Genomic DNA, 16,710 nt, shown 5'->3' on the forward strand with positions numbered 1-16,710 from the left:
TCACGCCTCCTCATTCTGCCAGCACTTCTGTCAGGAGATACTTGGCTATATAGTAGAACAGGGGCGTGGTTAGAGCAAAGATCAGCAGGCTGTAGAGCAGGGATTTTTTCTTGTCAATGGGCAGGCTGCCCACGGTTTTCCCTGTCTGGCCGTTCATCATGAAGGTGTAGGGCTGGTCCTGGTATTTCGTGGTGAGTATCCACACCGGGGCCATGGCATAAGACACAGCGCCTTCCTCTTTGAAGACGGAGGAGGTATTGCAGTTCACGGAGTCATAGCCTGTGACGGTGTCTGCCAGCACCCCCACAGCGCTTTCCTCTACCCGCTTGTCTGCCCTGGGTACAGAAGCATCTGCATCCACATCGTACTTGTCTGCCAGGAAGCCAGTCATATAGGTCTGGGTGAAGGGCACCATTTCCTTGTAGTCGAAAGGCTCGATGCTCTCCATGTAGTCATCGTCCATCTTTTCGCTGCCGTCTACGGGAATGTTTGCAAAGCTCATTTTTCCAGCTCGGTTGCACTCGTAGTGGCGGGTGATAGTGACAATCTCATCACTGGTCTCGAAAGTGTTGTCCGTGGTGGCATGGAAGCTGGCGTGGGCATCGACTTTGGCATCAAAGAGCCAGAAGGGCACGTACATGGGTTGGATTTTTTCCAGCTTGTTGGCACTGTCAAAGCCCGAGGGCAGGAGAGGCTTGCCCTTGTAGAATTCCTTCAGGGAGGCGAGAGCCTCCTCTTTGGTTTTCTTGAAGGGGATGATGTAATCCGGCCTGAGAGTGCCAGAGAACTTCTGGGGCACCATGGTGGGGTTGCCACAGTAGGCACACTGGGTGGACATGGTGTTCATATCCGCCACGATCTCCGCTCCGCAGGAGGAACAAACCAGGCTGCGCAGGTTGGCAGTGTCTTCTTCGCTCCACTCACTGCCGGCCTGTTGGGTTTCCCATTTCTTGTCCTCCAGGTCGGCCAGGGCAGCGGCTCTTTCCTCTGCCTGACGGTAGAGTTCCTCGATGGTTTCCGTCTGGAACTCTGTGCCGCAGTATTCGCAAGTGATGGTTTCCTTGCCAGGCTGGTAGGAGAGCGGGGCACTGCAGTTAGGGCATTTGTAATTTACCGCAGATTCTGCCATAGAGCCCCCTCCTTACGGTCTGGGGCTGCCGCAATTGGAACAGAATTTGCCCTTGTTCACGGTGCCGCAGGAGCAGGTCCAGTCCCCGGCAGGTTTGGGCTTGCCGCACTCGGCGCAGAACTTGCCCGTATTCACAGCACCGCAGGAGCAGGTCCAGCTGGTGTTTTCGGGGCGGGGCTTGCCGCACTCAGCGCAGAATTTGCCCGTGTTGCCTGTGTGGCCGCAGGCGCAGGCCCAGCCGCCGGCAGCAGGCTGGGCAGGGGCTGCAGGAGCCTGGGCATTGCCCATTTTGTAAAGGTCTTCGGCCCTGACGCCGCCAGCTCCAGCCGCCATATTCATGCCCATGAAGCCGATGGCGGCGCCGCCTGCGTTATTGGCAGCGTCCTGCATGGCGGCAGCCTGGGAACCTACCATGTGGGCTGCGGCCATGGTGGGATTGCGGAAGGCGGCGTTGCGCTGGAGCTCCTTGATCATCTGCTGGTCTTCTTCGCTGATGCTCACGTTGCTGACGCCGAAGGAGACGATTTCAATGCCCCGCAGTTCGCCCCATTTCTTGCTGAGCACATCATTGAGGGCATCGGCAATCTCCTGGGTGTGGGCGGGCAGTTCGCTGTAGCGGATGCCCAGGGCTGCAATCTTGGCCATGGCAGGCTGCAGGGCTGTCATGAGCTCGGATTTCAGCTGGCTGTCGATTTTGTCACGGGAATACACGCCTTCTATATTGCCACAGACGTTCTTGTAGAACAGCAGGGGATTCTTCAGCTGGTAGCTGTACTCGCCGAAACATCTGAGGGAAATGTCAATGTCCAGGCCCACGTTCCTGTCCACCACCCGGAAGGGAATGGGGGTGGGGGTGCCGTACTTGTTGCCCATGATTTCCTTGGTATTGAAGTAATAGACCCGCTGATCCGTGGAGGCTTCCCCGCCGAATTTGACACGGTTCAGGAATTCGTCAAAGACCTTCTTGGCACTGTCACCAAGGCTGCCTTCGAAGATGGTGGGCTGAGTGGCAGAGTCGAAGACGAACTCGCCAGGCTCGGCGCAGACTTCTATGATCTCGCCCTGCTCCACGATCATCATGCACTGGCCGCTGTTCACAGTGATGACTGAGCCGTTGGAAATCACATTGTCGCTGCCGTCCGTGTTGCTGCTGCGTTTGCCTGTGCGTTTCTGTCCCTTGGCAGCCAGAATGTCCTCGCTCAGGCTGTCACAGTAAAAGAATTCTTTCCATTGATCAGCCAGCACGCCGCCAGCGGCGCCAGTCACAGCTTTGATAAGTCCCATAGTGTATTCCTCCTTGCTGAATGCGAATGCAATTGAAGTCTTACATATCTCATCATATATTCACTAAAGGCGGTGGGAATTCCTGCCTGGGGCAGCTATTAGGCAAGATTTATACCAAAAATGGCAAATCCATGCTTGGGAATTTTTCAGGCATGGATTTGCCGTTTGCTATGTGCGCTTGTAATGGCCGCTTTTGCCGCCGTTTTTTTCTTCCAGTAGGATGTCTGTGATTTCCATGCTTTTGTCCAGGGCCTTGCACATATCGTAGATGGTGAGGAGCGCCGTGCTGACGGCGGTGAGGGCTTCCATTTCCACCCCGGTACGGCCGGTGATTTTGGCGGTGGCGGCAGCTTTCACGGCACATTCCTCCGGCAGCAGGGTGAAGTCTACGCTGACGGCGGTGAGGGGCAGGGGGTGGCAGAGGGGGATGAGGTCGGAGGTCTTCTTGGCTCCCATAATGCCTGCCAGCCGGGCTACCCCCAGCACATCGCCCTTCTTGGCAGTGCCGCTGGTGATGGCTTCGTAAACCTGGGGGCTGACCTTTATCTTGCCCGTGGCTGTGGCAATCCTGAGGGTTTCTGCCTTGGGGCTGACATCCACCATGTGGGCCTGGCCGCTGGCATCGAAGTGGTTGAGTTTTGGTTCATCTATCGTCCCATCAGAAAGAGACATGATTCCACCGCCTTTTCTATGTCGTTCAGATTGTATTCGTAAATCGCAGCTGCTTCTGCATGTGGCTCAGAAGTGAATATGGCTGCCACATCTTCTCCCACAAGGGGAGTGCCCTTGCCCCGCCAGAGGGAAAGGGCGGGCAGGGTGCCATGGCTGCGGCTCTCTGTGAGGAGCAGGTCGATGCCCTCCATCTTGTGGGCAACAGCTTCAAAGCCGGCTCGCTGCTCTGTCTTTTGGGTGATGAACCAGCCCTGGGGGGATATCACCGCTACGCTCTCTGCCCCTGCCTGCGAGAAGCGGTGACTGTCCTTGCCCTCCATATCCAGATTGAAGCCGTGGCTGTCGCTTTTGATCACTCCTGCTCTTATGCCTCTTTCCCTGAGGCGGGGCAGGAGTTTTTCTATGAAGGTGGTCTTGCCGGTGCCGGAGGCGGGGGCGGTGATGGCGATAACAGGTACTTTGCGTTTGAGATTGGCAAACCTGCCTTGTGCCAGCCGCCAGTCGGCGGGGGTGTTGATATTGAAGAAATGGGAAGGGGAACCTGTATATTCCCGCTGGCTGCAGGGGAAGGATTCAAGCACCTGCCGGATTTTCCTTACGTCACCATGGAGGGCTCTTTGGAAACAGGTGGCAGTTTTCTGGTGATAGAAAGCTGCCAAGGGCTGAAGCCTGCCCTTGGCTACAGGCAAAAGGGCAAGTTCGCTGGTTGGGAGAGTGGCTCCGAAACGGCACAGTTCTTCCAAGTCCAGGAAAGGCATATCTCCTGCGATGGCCAGGGACCATGATTTCGTTATGGAAGCAAGCCCCCGGGCAAGGCCGGACACGGGACCAAGCCCTTGCGTCTCGTCAAAGAGCAGGGCAACCCTATATTTTCCTGCCAGTTCCGTGAGAAAGGGTGAGGGGGCTTCGGCACAGAGAAAGATTTCCTTGAAGCCGGCTTTCCTGCCCTGGGCGAGAGTGTGTTCCAGCAGGGAGGAGTCACCAAGTTTTAGTTGCCGCTTGTCAGTGCCCAGCCGGGAACTCTTGCCCCCGGCTATTATCAGGAGTGAGAGGTCATTTTGGTTCATACGTTATTTCCTCGCACATTCCCCTGTCTCTCCCCGCAGGATTTCTATGCCGTGGGCAAGGCTGGGGAGAATGAACCCCAGGCATTCTTCTACGGCCTTGGGGCTGCCGGGCAGGTTGACAATCAGGCTCCTTTTATGGATGCCGGCGGCGGCGCGGCTCAGCATGGCCCGGGGGGTGATCTTCAGGGACAGGGCCCGCATGGCTTCGGGAATGCCGGGGGCCAGGCGTTCGCAGACCTCCAGGGTGGCTTCCGGGGTTACGTCCCGGGGGGAGAAGCCGGTGCCCCCTGTGGTGAGAATCAGACCAATGCCCATATCTGCATATTCCCGCAGCTGGGCGGCCAGTTCTTCCTGTTCATCCGGCAGGATAATCCTGTGGACTTTGGTATAGCCTGCTTCCTTCAGCATGGCTTCGGCCTTGTCGCCGCTCTTGTCCTCCCGCTCCCCCTTGGAGCCTTTGTCGCTGGCGGTGATGACGGCTGCTTCCAGAGGAAGCTTTTCTTCGGTGATGGCAAGTGTGTCTCCTGCCTTCAGTTTGCCTCCGTGCAGCACTCTGGCGAAAACGCCTTTTCTCGGCATAATGCAGTCGCCCACCCGCTTGAAAATCTCGCAGTGGCTGTGGCATTTCTTGCCTATCTGGGTAATCTCGAAGAAGACGTCTCCGGCCTTCAGCCGCGTGCCCACGGGCAGCTGGTCGAAGGCAATGCCCTCTGCCACGATATTTTCCCCAAAGTCTCCGAATTCCACCTCACCGCCCCGGCGGCGGAAGTCTTCTATTTCCTCAAGGGCCAGAAAGCTTACTTGCCGATGCCAGCTGCCGGCGTGGGCATCGCCCTTGATACCGTGTTCCGTGATAAATAATGCTTCTGCTACAGGGCGCTTGATGGTGCCCTTCTTTTCGCTCATGCAGATTGCCTTGATATTGCCTGTGCTCATGTTAGCCTCCTACCTGATACATATAGCGGCTGTCCCGCTCCCTTTGTTCAATGGCTGAGAAAAGATGCTCTGCCGGCTTTTTCCTGGCTGCATTGGCAATGGCTTCAATCAGATCTTCATCAGTGATGCCATGGCGGAGAAGTGTCCGCAGATCCAGCCCTGCGGAACTGTGCAGGCAGAGCTTCAGGAAACCTTCGGCGGTGAGACGCAGGCGGTTGCAGGAAGAGCAGAATTTATGCTCCATGGCGTCTATGAAGCCAATCTTGCCCTTGAAGCCTGCGGGCCTGACATACTCGGCAGGTCCCCAGAGGCTTTCCCGGGCCTGGGCTTCCTGCAATGTGCCGAAGGAGCTTTGCAGGATTTGCCGCACTTCTGCCATGGGGATGCGTTCCAGCCCTGCTTCATAGGCACAGCCCACGGGCATCAGCTCTATGAAACGCACATTTATTTCTTCGTTTCTTGCCAGTTCTGCCAGTTTGGGGATATCTGCCTCGTTCATGCCCCGCAGGGGGACGCAGTTGATCCTGGTATGGCGGAAGCCCGCTTCTTTCAGTGCCTTCAAGCCTTCCCTGACAGCGGGCAGATCCCGGCGGCGGGTGAGGCGGAAAAAGGCGGTCTCGTCCAGGGTGTCCAGGCTGACATTGATATAATCAAGGCCCGCTGCCTTGAGTTTTTCTGCCATCTGGGGCAGCAGCACCCCATTGGTGGTGAGGACCACAATCTCTATGCCGGGGATGCACTTGATTTCTTTTATCAAGTCAAGGATGCCTGCCCGCACCAGTGGCTCGCCTCCCGTCAGGCGGATTTTCCTGGCGCCAAGTTTGGCGAAGCAGCGCACCAGCCGCAGGATTTCCTCGTAGGAGAGTATGTCCTCATGGCGCAGCTTGGGCACGCCTTCCTCCGGCATGCAGTAGCGGCAGCGAAGGTTGCAGAGGTCTGTGACGGAAATGCGCACATATTCGATGCGCCTGCCTAAGTTATCGTACATAAGGGTACCTCATAGCAATAGAACTTCCACCTTATCTCCCGCCTTGAGTTTTCCCGTCCCAGCCGGCAAATCAATTAGTGCATTGCAGCCCACGGCAGAGAACAGGGAACCGGAGGAGTGCTGGCCGGGAATGGAGACGGTGCCTGTGGCTATCTCGTAGTGGGCGCGGATAAAGCGCCTGCCGTGGCTGGCTTTGGGGAAGGCGTCTGTCAGAGCAGCCCTGACACGGGGGAAGGGGCGGGGGGTGCGTCCTGCCAGCTTGTCAATCAGGGGGCGGGCAATCAGTTCGAAGGTGGTGTAGGCGGCGAAGGGATTGCCGGAGAGAGCCACGCCTAAGGTGTTCTCTGCTGCGTAGGCCAGCATAGGATAGCCGGGTTTCATCTGCACTCCCCAGAAAAGCCTTTGGGCAGGGAGCAATTTGATGACCTCGTGCATGACGTCCTTCTTGCCTACGGAGACCCCGCCAGTGGTCAGCAGCAGGTCAGCCCGGTCAAGGCAGGAGCGCAGCTTTTCTGCAGCTTCTTCAGGGTCATCGGGGATAATGCCCAGGATTCTCGTCTCCGCCCCCAGTTCCTGCAGGCGGGCAGCCAACAGGTAGAGGTTGCTGTTGTAGATCTTGCCGGGGGAGAGCGGCTCTCCTGGCTGCAGCAGTTCGTCCCCCGTGCCGCCCAGGACAATGCGGGGGCGGCGGCAGACTTTGACTTTTGCCCTGCCCTGGCTGGCCAGCACGCCGATGCGGGGGGCGTCCAGCACTTCCCCTTGCCTGATGAGCAGGGTGCCCTGCTTGATATCTTCCCCTGCGAAGCAATAGTTCTCATGGTGCCTGAGGGGATAGGGCACTTCCAGCATGCCGTCCGCAACTGTCACATCTTCCTGCCGTATCACCGCATCAGTCCCCCGGGGCATGGCCCCGCCGGTCATGATGCGCAGGGCTTCGCCGGAATTGATGGCACCGGCAAAGAAATCCCCGGCGCATTCCTCGCCCACAATGCGGAGGCGGGCAGGTTTTTCCCTGGTGGCATCAACCGTGTCGGCAGCGATGATGGCATAGCCGTCCAGGGGGGAACGGTCGAAGGGGGGATTGTCGAAATCTGCCCGCATATCCTCAGCCAGGGTGCGGCCTAAGGCCTCTGACAGGGGGATTTCTTCCGTTTTCTTAGGAACATTTGCTTTGGCCAGCAACAGTTCCACGGCCTGTTCCAGTTCGATTCCTTCCATGGCCCTTCCTCACTTTCCAAAGCCGCAGTTGGGATAGTGGCAGACCTGGCAATTCTGGCAAAGTCCTCCTGCCCCCAGCTGGCGGATATCTTTCCTGGTCACTTCTATTCCCGCTGCCAGCCGGGGCAGCACAATGTCAAAGATAGTGGTGGCGGCGTACATGACACAGCCGGGCAGCCCCAGGATGGGGATTTTCCTACCATCGCTTTCATAGTAGGAGAGCAGGAACATGGCACCGGGCAGCACCGGGGCGCCGTAGGTGATGATTTTGGCGCCAGTGGCTTTGATGGCGGCCGGTGTCTTGTCGTCCGGATCAACGCTCATGCCGCCGGTGCAGATAATCATTTCCATGCCCAGGCCAATAAGTTCCCGGATTTTCTCAAGGGTGCATTCTATCCCGTCATCGGACAGGCGGTGCTCGTCCATCCTGAGGCCGAATTTTTCCAGCTTGGCTTCGATGACAGGGGTGAAGGTGTCTTTGATAAGCCCGTTATAGACTTCGCTGCCAGTGGTGACTACGCCCACTTTCATTGGCTTGTAAGGATGGAGTTCCAGCAGGGGCGTACTGCCTGCTGCTGACCTGGCTTGCTCCATTTTCTCTTTGGCAATGACCAAAGGAATCACCCTCATGCCTGCCAGTTTCGTACCGGCTTTCACTGGCATATGCTGGGGCAGGGTGGCAATGGCGATGTCATCCAGGTCATTGAGGTTGTCCAGGCGTTCGACATCGACTTCCAGCACGCCGTCATATTCTGCCGTGAGTTCGATTTTGCCTTCCTTGGGGGCAGAGGCGTTCATGCCCTTGTTCTGTGCAAGGCTGCGGAGAATCTCAGCGGCCTCGTCTTCATGGAGCATGGTGCCGTCATTTTCCCAGACAAAGAGGTGTTCCTTGCCCATGGAAAGCAGCACGGGGATATCTTCCTCAGTGACGATATGCCCCTTGCGGAAGCGGGCGTCCTTGGTGACGCCCTTGATGATCTGGGTGAGGTCGTGGCAAAGGATATGGCCTACGGCTTCGGTGGTCTTGATTTCTTTCATCAGCAGGTTCTCCTAAACAGTTTTTTTGTTGAGCCACATATTCATAGCCAACACAAATATCAATGAAAACACTACCAGGCTCATAGCCCACTTCCCTGCCAAATCATAATCATTGGCCTGGACAGCGGCGTAGATGGCAGTGGACATGGTCTGGGTGCGGCCGGGGATATTGCCGGCGAACATGATGGTGGCGCCGAACTCTCCCAGGGCCCGGGTGAAGGCCAGCACCAGCCCTGCCAGGATGCCGTGGCGGGCATTGGGAATGAGGATATGCCAGAAGATGCGCCACTCGGACACCCCCAGGGTGCGGGCGGCGTAGATGATGTTCCTGTCCAGCTGCTCGAAGGCCCCTCGGGCTGTGCGGTACATGAGAGGCAGGGACACCACTACGGCGGCGATGACCGCTGCTTTCCAGGTGAATACCAGGGTGATGTCAAACTGAAGCAGGAATCTGCCGATGGCGCTGCGCTTGCCGAAGGCCAGAAGCAGGAAAAAGCCCACCACCGTGGGGGGCAGCACCATGGGCAGGGTGATCACTGCGTCCATCAGCCCCTGGCCCCGCCTCAGGCGCACCACGCCATAAGCAAGGCCAATCCCCAGGAAGAAGGTGATGAAGGTGGCAGTGACAGCTGTTTCCAGCGTGACGATAAGGGGGCTCCATTCCATGGTGTCCTGCCTCCTTAGCTTTCCAGCAGCATGATGGCTTCGGGGGGGAAGTAGACGAATAACTCCCTGCCTGAGAGCCGCTGCCAGTCTTTTTTCTCAAGTTCCCAGCGAATAGGGGTGGCATCTTGGCCTGCAGGCCGTATCATGACTATGAAAGAGAAGGTGTCTTCTATCACCCGCACAACTTCCATGGAAAAGACATTCTCGCCTTCCGCCCCTTCCCTTGGCTCCAGGAAGTGGGCCCGTATGCCCGCGTATTTTGTCCCTGAGGGCGGTTCTGTTGAGGTCTTCAGGGACAGTTTCCAGTCTGCCGCGTAGATATGGCTCCCGTCCTCACGCTGGGCGGCGGAGATATTCTTGCAGCCTGTCAGCAGGGTGGCTGAGAGGGTTTTGGGGTGGCGGAAGAGTTCCTTCTTCTTCGCAGGAGGCTCCATCTGCCCCCGATTGATGACGGCAATCTTGTCTGCCAGCCGGTAGACCTCTCCCCGGTCATGGGATACCAGCATGGCTGTGCCGCCGTAGGCGGGCAGCATGTCCATCAGCTCCGTCTCCAGCTGCCACTTGAGGTAGCTGTCCAAAGCTGAAAAGGGCTCGTCCAGCAACAGGAGCTTTGCCTCCGAAGCCAGGATGCGGGCGAAAGCCACCCGCTGCTGCTGCCCCCCGGAGAGGGCGGCAGGATAGGCGTTTTCCAGTCCTTCCAGCTGGAAGCGCTGCAAGAGTTCTAGCACCTTATTTCCGCTAGCTTCCTTCATGACAAAGCGCAGGTTTTCCGCTACGGTCATATTGGGGAAGAGGGCGTAGTTCTGGAAGAGGTAGCCCATTTGCCGCTTCTGCGGTGGCAGGTCTATGCCCTTCTCGCTGTCAAAGAGGACCTGCCCGTCCAGCACGATGCGGCCTTTGTCAGGCTTTTCAATGCCTGCGATGCACTTGAGGGTCATGCTCTTGCCGCAGCCAGAGGCCCCCAGCAGGGCGAAGACTTCATCTCTGACGGTGAAATCAGTCTGCAGGGTAAAGTCCCGCAATTTTTTTTCCAGGTAAACTGATAGTTCCATAATTTTCGCTCAAAATCACTTGCATACAAATCCGTACTTCTCAAAAATTGCCTTGGCCGTATCGGAACTGGTGAAGTCCAGGAAAGCCTTGGCCTCGTCGGGATGCTTCGTGCCCTTGATGACGGCGGCGGGGTAGATGACGGGCTTGTGGCTGCCCTTCGGGGCCTTGGCGGCTGCCTTTACATTGGGGTCAATGGCCGCATCTGTGGCGTAGACCACGCCGCAGTCAGCTTCCCCGGCAGCCACCCAGGAGAGCACCTGCCGCACGTCAGAGCCGTAGACGGCCTTTTCCTTCACCTGGTCAAGTATGTTCAGCTTGGTGAGGATTTCTTCCGTATACTGTCCCACGGGCACTCCCTTGGGCTCCCCCAGGGCGATATGCTTCAGTTCCGGTCTGGTGAGGTCTGCAAAGGAAGCCAGCTCGATTTTGCTGTCCCGGGGCACGATCAGCACCACGGAATTTTCCAGCAGGTCCTTGCGGGTGCCTGCTGCCAGGTTGTCCGACTTCTCCAGGGCATCCATCTGTTTCTGGGCGGCGGAGAAGAAGAGGTCTGTCTCGCCGCCGTTCTCAATGGCCTGCTGCAGGGCGCCGCTGCTGCCGAAGTTGAAGGTGAGGGTCACTTCCGGGTGCTCTGCCTTGTAGGCTTCCGCTGCTTCCTTCATGGCATCCGTCAGGCTGGCGGCTGCTGCCACATGGAGCTCAATGGCCTTGTTGTCCGGTACCCGCTCAGATTTTCCCGCCTGTTCGCTGCCGCAGCCTAGGCTGAGCAGGGCAGCTGCTGCGAGCAAGGCGGCTGCAAGTTTTTTCATGGGTCATTCCTCCTTCTAAGAACACAAAAGGGACTATCCCTCCACTGAAACGCAGAGGGACAGTCCCTATTTTGTCCATAGGAAAGAAAGCCCCATGCTCCTTTTCAAATGCGGAAGGCGGCCGGGTTTCCCCTGCCACCCTGTGCCCTGCCACCAAGGGCAAGGCAGGCGCAGCGCCATAGACTAGCCTTAGGCACTTTTGCTCGGAGGGATTTTTATGTTTTGTTATTATTCTAGCATGAGTTGGTATTGTTTACAATGCCGTCATAGCGCATGTATGGCTATCAGCGTGTACGGAACTTGCCGATGCTTTCTTTCAGAGAGTTGGAGAAACTGGAAAGCTCCGTACTGGAGGCGGCGCATTCTTCGGAGACGGCGGAGTTGTCCGTGACTACCCCCAGGATGTCCTGGGAGAGGGAGCTGACGGCTTCCATCTTGTGCTGCTGGGCGACGCTCTGCTCTTTCATCTTCTGGAAGGCTGCATCCACCACCTGGGTGTTCTGGGAGGTGCTGGCCAGGGACTCGGCGGCTTTGTTCACTACTTCTGTGCCCCTGTCGATGGCAGCCAGGGCGTTGGAGATAAGCTGCTGGATATTCTGGGTGGAGGCGGCGGACTGCTCGGCCAGCTTGCGCACGTTCTCGGCTACCACCGCAAAGCCGCGGCCAGCCTCGCCGGCCCGGGCGGCCTCGATGGAGGCGTTGAGGGACAGCAGGGCTGTCTGCCCCGTGATTTCGTCCAGGGTGCTGAGGATGGTGCGTATCTGCTCGGAAGCATGGCCGATTTCCTGCATGGCCGTCACCACATTGTCCATCTGATGGCGGCTGTCACCGATGCGGTCTTTGGTGGTCTTCCTGGCCTCCAGGGCATCGTTGACGTATGTTTCCACCTTGGCATTTTCCTCGATGGCTTCCTGGATCTTGGTCTGCAGATTCTGCACTGTCTCGTTCTGGGCCATGGCTCCTTCTGCCAGGCTCTGGGATACTTTTGATACTTCCCCGGCGCTGACGGCCACATGGTCTGCCATCTCCACCATGGAATGCATCTCGCTGCAGAGGCTCTGGCGTATCTTGTCCAGATTGGTCTGGATGGGCAGGTAGTCGCCGATGTACTGCATATTGGTGCTGGTGACCAGATCTCCTGAGGCCATGCAGCTGAGGTTCTTCTCAATATCCTGCACATAGTCCAGCAGGGCTTGGCGGGTCTTGTTCAGCAGGCCGTAGAGGACACCAATCTCGTCCTGGCGTTCATAGGAGAACTTCTGGGAAAGATGTCCTTCGGCCAGTTTGTTGAAGCTGTCTTCCAGTTCATGGATGGGGGTGACTACCCGCTGGCCGAAGATGGCGTAGACATTGCGCAGATAAATCCCCACCGCTGCGGTGAAGCCTATGAGCAGCACATAGAGGAAATAGGCCATGATGTCCACCATGTGCTGGGCAGAAGCTACCATATTGTTGGTCAGCTCGAAGTATTTCTCGCTTTTCTCCAGCAGCCCCGCAGGATTCTTGCTCTGCTGGTATTCAGAAATGGCGGGCTTTATCTCACTGTTCCAGTATTTTTCCACCTCATCCCGTCTGTCCTGGAAGCTGCCCAGGCGCATTTCTCCCTGCAGGCGTTTCAGGATGCCCTCATTCTTCTCTATGAGCTGGGCGGCATCGGCACCGGCCAGCACCTGCTTGACGATGCGCTGGCTGCCGCCGCGCACGATGCCGGCATCATTGACCACTGCTGCGTAATCTGTGAAAAGATACAGGCTGATCATGATGATGAAGGCTACAGCGCTTACAATGATGAAAACCTTGTTCAGCAGCTGCTTGATCAGATAGGCTATGGTTTCGTTACCCATGGTCGTACCTCCTAAATGCACAGGCAAGTGAAATCATCCTCATTGTATTTTATTCACGAAGCAGGGGAAGTTTTCCTGCCTGGGAAGCAAAGTCCTCTACCAAAGATTATAAGAAAATCGGCTTCTCAATGGGTCCTTATGTCCATGTTTGCCATAAACAAAGATTTCCCGAAACCGCCCCGCTGGGTAGCGCTGCTGCGCCGTCTGCAGCGGAGCCTGTTTCCTTGTTTGGAAGGTTGGAATAAGTGCCTTGACAAATAGATTATAAAAATGTAATATATGAATATATTGTAAGGAGGTAGGGAAGGAGAGGCATAGGATGGAAAAGACAGCTATGCAAAGGGCAAAACTCAAAAGATATGCAGTTGTAGACCGTGAGTACTGCGCAGCCTGCGGGGCTTGCGAGGCAGTTTGCCCGCGGGGGGCCATCGTTGTTTGGAAAGGCAGTTTCTCCGTGGTAGATGATGATCTCTGTGTTGGCTGCGGGCGATGCAGCGCTGAATGCCCGGCTTCTGCCATCAGCATCGAGGTGAGAGCATGAAGCAGCATTGGTACAATTATTTGTGGATTTGGTCAGTCATATATTTTTCCCTGGGATTCTTCAATATACTCTTTGCCTGGCTGGGGCTGATCAGCTTTTTCCTGCCCCTGATTTTTGCCATCGGGTTTGGCAATAAGCATTTCTGCAACCGCTACTGCGACAGGGGGCAGCTGCTGAGGATGCTGGGAAGTCAGAAGGGCTTTTCCCGCAAGCGTGATATGCCGGACTGGCTGAAGAGCCGTGGCTTTCGCTATGGCTTCCTGATCTTCTTCCTGTTGATGTTTGCCAATGTGATATATGCAACTTATCTGGTGGCAGGCGGGGCCAGGGAGGTGGCGGAAGTGGTGACCCTCTTCTGGTCTTTCAGGGTTCCCTGGGAGTGGGCATCCTCTGCGGCAGCAAGTCCCTGGGCAGTCCAGTTTGCCTATGGCTTTTACAGCCTGATGCTGACTTCGGCGCTGTTGGGCATCATAACCATGCTCTTCTATAAGCCCCGTTCCTGGTGCGTATACTGTCCCATGGGCACCATGACCCAGCTGATTTGCAAGGCAAAGGCGGGGGGCAGATAAAGAAAGCTTGCAGATGTTTTGCAGAAAGATGCCGTAGTATGTTAGCAGTGACGCGATTTATATTGAAGTTTTCCCGTGAGGAGGAATGTAGATGTGGATAGTATTAGCACTGCTTTCAGCCGTATTTGCGGCTCTTACTGCTATTTTGGCCAAGGTGGGGATTGAAGGTGTCAATTCGCATCTGGCAACAGCCATTCGCACAGTAGTGGTGCTGGTTATGGCCTGGGGAATGGTCTTCCTGCTCAATGTGCAGCATGGCATCGGTGATATCAGCAGGAAATGCTGGATTTTCCTGATTTTGTCGGGGTTTGCTACAGGAGCTTCGTGGCTTTGCTACTTCAAGGCCCTGCAGATGGGAGAGACTTCGGCAGTGGTGGCGGTAGATAAACTGAGTGTGGTTCTGACTCTGGTGCTGGCGATAGTTTTCCTCCATGAGGAATTTACGCTGAAATCTTCTTTGGGCGCAGCTCTTATCACAGCAGGAACCTGGATGATGATAAAATAGGTTAGAGGGGAAGGGAAGGATCTGTATGGCACTTGGCAGCATGATAATGAAGATAAGGCCTGAAGCAGAAAATGGCCTGCGCACCAGACTGGAGCAAATGCCAGGGGTCAGCGTGGAGGAAAAATCTCCCCAGGGAGATCTTATCCTGCTGGTGGAGGCAGAGAACCTGGGGGCTTTGCACAAGCTCAGCCAGGAGATAGAAAAAGTTGAGGGGGTGCTGGGGCTTTATCCCAGCTATATCACAACAGAAGATGAGGATGCTTGAAGCCTCCCTCCATGAGGGAGGCTTTTTTACAATTTTTTATCAGTGGTGACTGCTGCAACATCATGGCAGGAAAATATAAGGTAAAATTGAAAGATAAAGATTTGTTTGAATTATCGGAGAGAAGGAGGCTTGTATGGAAAGGAGGGCTTTTATCAAGATGGTATTTGGCGGCGGAATACTTGGCTTTCTCATGGGGGCGGGAAAAGCTGTTTCGGCTGATGAGGGGCTGATCAGGCCTCCGGGGGCGGAGCCTGAGGAACTGTTCCTGGGTACTTGTGCCCGCTGCGGCAAGTGCGCTGAAATCTGTCCCCGGGGCTGCATCAAGATTGCCCATGGGGAGCAGGGAGTGGCTATCGGCACGCCCTATATCGTGCCGGTGGAAAATTACTGCGACCTTTGCCTGAAGTGCATCGATGTCTGCACGGCGGGGGCACTGAAGCCCGTGGAGAAGGAAAAGGTGCGCATGGGGCTGGCCCAGATTGACAAGGATTTGTGCCTGGCCCGCAAGGGGGAGGACTGCCGGGTCTGCCACGCGGCCTGTCCTTTCTATGACAAGGCCATCAAGCTGGAGGATTACAAGTATCCCACGGTGGACCCGGACTACTGCACCGGCTGCGGCCGCTGCGAGAATGTCTGCATCGCCAGCCCCCAGAAGGCCGCCACTGTGAAGCCCAGAGGGGATTGAGGCCATGATGAAAGTAAAGATCATACGGAAAATAGTGCAGGTGTTTTTCCTTGTCATCCTCCTGCTGCCTATCTGGTACACGGATCTCCTGTGGTATGGCACTTATATTTCGGCAGATCTTATGGGACTGGAGCTGACAGACCCGCTGACGGTCTTAGAAATCACTTTGGCCAGCAAGAGCTTGTGGGGGCCGCTATTATTGTCGGCCCTGCCCTTGACTCTGGTGGCTATTCTTCTGGGAAGGGTCTTCTGCAGCTTCGTGTGCCCGCTGAATTTCCTGTTGGAACTTTTGCCCAGGGACAAGAAGAAGCCGCTGCAGGACAAGCGTTGGCCTTTGTGGTCTTTGATTTTTGTACTGTGCCTCGCCCTGTTCTTGTCTATGCCGGTGTTCAACATTTTCTCCCCGGTCTTCGCCCTGATGCGCATGCTGCTGTTCGGGGCAGGGCTTGAGCTGCTGCTTTTGCTTCTAGTGGTGGGAGCAGGCCTTGTCTGGGGCAGGAAAATCTGGTGCCGCACCCTTTGCCCCTTGGGGGCCATCTATGGCCTCCTGGGTATGAAGCGGCTGCTGAGGGTGACGGTGGACGAGAGCAAGTGCACCCACTGTGGCAAGTGCGCCGCTGTGTGCAGTATGGGCACGGCCCCGGGCAGGGAGTCCGTAGATGATAATATGTTGTGTACTAACTGCGGGGATTGCATTGACAGTTGCAAGGAGGGGGCGGTGAGCTTTACATTCAAGGGGAAAAACAAGTGATGATCATCTGTGCTGGCATCCCTCCGAGCAAAAGTGCCTAAAACCTTCGGTCATGGTACTGCGCCTACGTCGGGAGCGTACAGGGCCATGGGGGAAACCCTGCGGCCTTCCGTGTTTGAAAAGGAGCCAAGAGCCAAGAAGGAGGGAGCAACATGAGTCTGGGAGACAAGCAAGTAAAGCTGAAGCACATTGCCATGGCAGGCATTGCCTGCATCGTGGCCTTCACGGCGGCCTACGGCATGATTGAGGCCACCAATCAGAATACCTTCTGCGGAGAGCAGTGCCATGAGATGGACCCCATGTATGTCACCTGGCAGCACTCCAACCATAAGAATGTGGACTGCGCCGACTGCCATGAGCAGCCTGGTTTTACAGGTCTGGTGAAGTCCAAGATGAAGGGCACCCAGGAACTTATCCTCCATGTGACGGGCAACGTCCCCGACCCCATCAAGCTGCAGAATACCAATGAGGTGAACTGCTACAACTGCCATCAGGACAAGATCAAGGAAGCAGAGGTGGCCGGGCCCCGCAAGGATCCCCATACTGCCAAGCATTTTGAGAACGGCATGAACTGTGTCACCTGCCATACCGGCATTGTGCATAACGATGCCGCCAATCAGGTGCTGCCCAGCCGTGAGCGCTGCTACACCTGTCATCTTGATGCCATGGGTTCGCTTTGAGGGAGGGCCT

At 56.3% G+C, this 16,710-nt stretch carries 19 protein-coding genes and 2 riboswitches; of the genes, 7 read left to right on the plus strand and 12 right to left on the minus strand.

What is annotated here, in order from left to right; genetic code table 11:
* Positions 1-10: 10 nt before the first annotated feature.
* The 12 genes from BLW59_RS01600 to BLW59_RS01655 form a co-directional block, all read right to left on the minus strand.
* Positions 11-1,129, minus strand: a complete 1,119-nt coding sequence (locus tag BLW59_RS01600; protein ID WP_074695597.1) for a hypothetical protein — start codon at positions 1,127-1,129, stop codon at positions 11-13.
* A 12-nt stretch (positions 1,130-1,141) separates the two neighbouring features.
* Positions 1,142-2,413, minus strand: coding sequence for an SPFH domain-containing protein (locus BLW59_RS01605; protein ID WP_074695599.1), 1,272 nt, complete (start codon positions 2,411-2,413; stop codon positions 1,142-1,144).
* Between the two features lie 168 nt (positions 2,414-2,581).
* Positions 2,582-3,085, minus strand: a complete 504-nt coding sequence (gene moaC / locus BLW59_RS01610) for a cyclic pyranopterin monophosphate synthase MoaC (protein ID WP_074695601.1) — start codon at positions 3,083-3,085, stop codon at positions 2,582-2,584.
* Positions 3,061-4,152: a molybdopterin-guanine dinucleotide biosynthesis protein B gene (mobB, locus tag BLW59_RS01615; RefSeq protein WP_074695603.1), complete on the minus strand. Its 1,092-nt coding sequence runs from the start codon at positions 4,150-4,152 to the stop codon at positions 3,061-3,063. The genes moaC and mobB overlap by 25 nt, the downstream gene beginning before the upstream one ends.
* Before the next feature lie 3 nt (positions 4,153-4,155).
* The gene (locus BLW59_RS01620; RefSeq protein WP_074695605.1) at positions 4,156-5,088 is read right to left on the minus strand and encodes an MOSC domain-containing protein; all 933 of its coding nucleotides are present in this window, start codon (positions 5,086-5,088) and stop codon (positions 4,156-4,158) included.
* Position 5,089: 1 nt separating this feature from the next.
* Positions 5,090-6,076 carry a GTP 3',8-cyclase MoaA gene (gene moaA / locus BLW59_RS01625; protein ID WP_074695607.1) on the minus strand — a complete coding sequence of 329 codons (987 nt, stop codon included), beginning with the start codon at positions 6,074-6,076 and terminating at the stop codon, positions 5,090-5,092.
* A 9-nt stretch (positions 6,077-6,085) separates the two neighbouring features.
* A complete protein-coding gene (glp, locus tag BLW59_RS01630; protein WP_074695609.1) occupies positions 6,086-7,294 on the minus strand; it encodes a gephyrin-like molybdotransferase Glp in 1,209 nt (402 codons plus the stop codon).
* 9 nt (positions 7,295-7,303) lie between these two features.
* Positions 7,304-8,332 carry a molybdopterin-binding protein gene (locus BLW59_RS01635; RefSeq protein WP_074695611.1) on the minus strand — a complete coding sequence of 343 codons (1,029 nt, stop codon included), beginning with the start codon at positions 8,330-8,332 and terminating at the stop codon, positions 7,304-7,306.
* Positions 8,333-8,344: 12 nt separating this feature from the next.
* Positions 8,345-8,998 carry a molybdate ABC transporter permease subunit gene (gene modB / locus BLW59_RS01640; RefSeq protein ID WP_074695613.1) on the minus strand — a complete coding sequence of 218 codons (654 nt, stop codon included), beginning with the start codon at positions 8,996-8,998 and terminating at the stop codon, positions 8,345-8,347.
* A gap of 14 nt (positions 8,999-9,012) precedes the next feature.
* Positions 9,013-10,050 (minus strand): sulfate/molybdate ABC transporter ATP-binding protein, encoded by a 1,038-nt coding sequence (locus BLW59_RS01645; protein WP_074695615.1) that lies wholly within the window; start codon positions 10,048-10,050, stop codon positions 9,013-9,015.
* Between the two features lie 15 nt (positions 10,051-10,065).
* Positions 10,066-10,860, minus strand: coding sequence for a molybdate ABC transporter substrate-binding protein (gene modA, locus BLW59_RS01650; RefSeq protein WP_074695618.1), 795 nt, complete (start codon positions 10,858-10,860; stop codon positions 10,066-10,068).
* 81 nt (positions 10,861-10,941) lie between these two features.
* A riboswitch (molybdenum cofactor riboswitch) is annotated at positions 10,942-11,081 on the minus strand.
* Between the two features lie 63 nt (positions 11,082-11,144).
* On the minus strand, positions 11,145-12,704 hold the full coding sequence (locus BLW59_RS01655; protein WP_074695620.1) for a methyl-accepting chemotaxis protein: 1,560 nt from the start codon (positions 12,702-12,704) through the stop codon (positions 11,145-11,147).
* 319 nt (positions 12,705-13,023) lie between these two features.
* Here BLW59_RS01655 and BLW59_RS01660 point away from each other — a divergent pair, with 319 nt between their 5' ends.
* The 7 genes from BLW59_RS01660 (at position 13,024) to BLW59_RS01690 (ending at position 16,700) form a co-directional block, all read left to right on the plus strand.
* Complete coding sequence (locus BLW59_RS01660; protein ID WP_318253608.1) at positions 13,024-13,245, plus strand: 4Fe-4S binding protein; 222 nt, start codon at positions 13,024-13,026, stop codon at positions 13,243-13,245.
* Entirely contained in the window at positions 13,242-13,814 is a 573-nt protein-coding gene (locus tag BLW59_RS01665) for a hypothetical protein (protein ID WP_074695622.1), read from the plus strand. The genes BLW59_RS01660 and BLW59_RS01665 overlap by 4 nt, the downstream gene beginning before the upstream one ends.
* 91 nt (positions 13,815-13,905) lie before the next feature.
* Positions 13,906-14,319: an EamA family transporter gene (locus BLW59_RS01670; protein WP_074695624.1), complete on the plus strand. Its 414-nt coding sequence runs from the start codon at positions 13,906-13,908 to the stop codon at positions 14,317-14,319.
* Between the two features lie 25 nt (positions 14,320-14,344).
* Positions 14,345-14,584 (plus strand): chaperone NapD, encoded by a 240-nt coding sequence (locus tag BLW59_RS01675; RefSeq protein WP_074695626.1) that lies wholly within the window; start codon positions 14,345-14,347, stop codon positions 14,582-14,584.
* A 133-nt stretch (positions 14,585-14,717) separates the two neighbouring features.
* On the plus strand, positions 14,718-15,269 hold the full coding sequence (locus tag BLW59_RS01680; RefSeq protein WP_074695628.1) for a 4Fe-4S dicluster domain-containing protein: 552 nt from the start codon (positions 14,718-14,720) through the stop codon (positions 15,267-15,269).
* A 4-nt stretch (positions 15,270-15,273) separates the two neighbouring features.
* Positions 15,274-16,020, plus strand: coding sequence for a 4Fe-4S binding protein (locus tag BLW59_RS01685; protein WP_318258215.1), 747 nt, complete (start codon positions 15,274-15,276; stop codon positions 16,018-16,020).
* A gap of 9 nt (positions 16,021-16,029) precedes the next feature.
* Positions 16,030-16,160: riboswitch (molybdenum cofactor riboswitch) on the plus strand.
* A 12-nt stretch (positions 16,161-16,172) separates the two neighbouring features.
* Positions 16,173-16,700, plus strand: coding sequence for a cytochrome c3 family protein (locus tag BLW59_RS01690; RefSeq protein WP_029545475.1), 528 nt, complete (start codon positions 16,173-16,175; stop codon positions 16,698-16,700).
* The last annotated feature ends 10 nt before the right edge of the window (positions 16,701-16,710 follow it).

This window comes from Selenomonas sp. KH1T6 (assembly GCF_900108415.1).
Lineage (GTDB): Bacteria > Bacillota > Negativicutes > Selenomonadales > Selenomonadaceae > Selenomonas_B > Selenomonas_B ruminantium_A.

What these genes read in the sequence shown, in the direction of transcription:
- BLW59_RS01600 (WP_074695597.1), bottom strand. Translation starts at nt 1,129, where the DNA reads ATGGCAGAATCTGCGGTAAATTACAAATGCCCTAACTGCAGTGCCCCG.
- BLW59_RS01605 (WP_074695599.1), bottom strand. Translation starts at nt 2,413, where the DNA reads ATGGGACTTATCAAAGCTGTGACTGGCGCCGCTGGCGGCGTGCTGGCT.
- moaC (WP_074695601.1), bottom strand. Translation starts at nt 3,085, where the DNA reads ATGTCTCTTTCTGATGGGACGATAGATGAACCAAAACTCAACCACTTC.
- mobB (WP_074695603.1), bottom strand. Translation starts at nt 4,152, where the DNA reads ATGAACCAAAATGACCTCTCACTCCTGATAATAGCCGGGGGCAAGAGT.
- BLW59_RS01620 (WP_074695605.1), bottom strand. Translation starts at nt 5,088, where the DNA reads ATGAGCACAGGCAATATCAAGGCAATCTGCATGAGCGAAAAGAAGGGC.
- moaA (WP_074695607.1), bottom strand. Translation starts at nt 6,076, where the DNA reads ATGTACGATAACTTAGGCAGGCGCATCGAATATGTGCGCATTTCCGTC.
- glp (WP_074695609.1), bottom strand. Translation starts at nt 7,294, where the DNA reads ATGGAAGGAATCGAACTGGAACAGGCCGTGGAACTGTTGCTGGCCAAA.
- BLW59_RS01635 (WP_074695611.1), bottom strand. Translation starts at nt 8,332, where the DNA reads ATGAAAGAAATCAAGACCACCGAAGCCGTAGGCCATATCCTTTGCCAC.
- modB (WP_074695613.1), bottom strand. Translation starts at nt 8,998, where the DNA reads ATGGAATGGAGCCCCCTTATCGTCACGCTGGAAACAGCTGTCACTGCC.
- BLW59_RS01645 (WP_074695615.1), bottom strand. Translation starts at nt 10,050, where the DNA reads ATGGAACTATCAGTTTACCTGGAAAAAAAATTGCGGGACTTTACCCTG.
- modA (WP_074695618.1), bottom strand. Translation starts at nt 10,860, where the DNA reads ATGAAAAAACTTGCAGCCGCCTTGCTCGCAGCAGCTGCCCTGCTCAGC.
- BLW59_RS01655 (WP_074695620.1), bottom strand. Translation starts at nt 12,704, where the DNA reads ATGGGTAACGAAACCATAGCCTATCTGATCAAGCAGCTGCTGAACAAG.
- BLW59_RS01660 (WP_318253608.1), top strand. Translation starts at nt 13,024, where the DNA reads ATGGAAAAGACAGCTATGCAAAGGGCAAAACTCAAAAGATATGCAGTT.
- BLW59_RS01665 (WP_074695622.1), top strand. Translation starts at nt 13,242, where the DNA reads ATGAAGCAGCATTGGTACAATTATTTGTGGATTTGGTCAGTCATATAT.
- BLW59_RS01670 (WP_074695624.1), top strand. Translation starts at nt 13,906, where the DNA reads ATGTGGATAGTATTAGCACTGCTTTCAGCCGTATTTGCGGCTCTTACT.
- BLW59_RS01675 (WP_074695626.1), top strand. Translation starts at nt 14,345, where the DNA reads ATGGCACTTGGCAGCATGATAATGAAGATAAGGCCTGAAGCAGAAAAT.
- BLW59_RS01680 (WP_074695628.1), top strand. Translation starts at nt 14,718, where the DNA reads ATGGAAAGGAGGGCTTTTATCAAGATGGTATTTGGCGGCGGAATACTT.
- BLW59_RS01685 (WP_318258215.1), top strand. Translation starts at nt 15,274, where the DNA reads ATGATGAAAGTAAAGATCATACGGAAAATAGTGCAGGTGTTTTTCCTT.
- BLW59_RS01690 (WP_029545475.1), top strand. Translation starts at nt 16,173, where the DNA reads ATGAGTCTGGGAGACAAGCAAGTAAAGCTGAAGCACATTGCCATGGCA.